Origin of the sequence: Cupriavidus sp. SIMBA_020 (genome assembly GCF_046535395.1) — a bacterium.
GTDB classification, from domain to species: domain Bacteria; phylum Pseudomonadota; class Gammaproteobacteria; order Burkholderiales; family Burkholderiaceae; genus Cupriavidus; species Cupriavidus campinensis.
The window spans coordinates 1-252 of sequence record NZ_JAWRWU010001207.1; the positions used below are offsets into that span (position 1 = coordinate 1).

The window sequence follows — 252 nt, forward strand, 5'->3', positions numbered from 1 at the left end:
GTCACGTCCGGCGCCGCCTTTTCCATCGTCTGCACGCGCGAGGGCAGCTTGCGGATCTGGATGTCGCTGGCCAGGCGCACTTCGGTGGACTCGACCACCATGTCGGAGGCGGGCCGGGCCTGACAGAACAGGGTGTAACCGTCGGCCAGCTCCTCGGGCGAGAGGATCTGCGCGGGGTACTGGCCGGCGTCGAACTCCCCGGACACCACTTTGCCCTTGCAGGTGGAGCAGGCGCCGTTGCGGCAGCTGTAG

1 protein-coding gene is annotated in these 252 nt (G+C 68.3%); it reads right to left on the reverse strand.

The genetic code is table 11. The annotated features are described in order from the left end of the window. Positions 1 to 252: 2Fe-2S iron-sulfur cluster-binding protein (locus SB751_RS33360; protein ID WP_410749414.1), on the reverse strand; the 252-nt coding region annotated here is incomplete at both ends.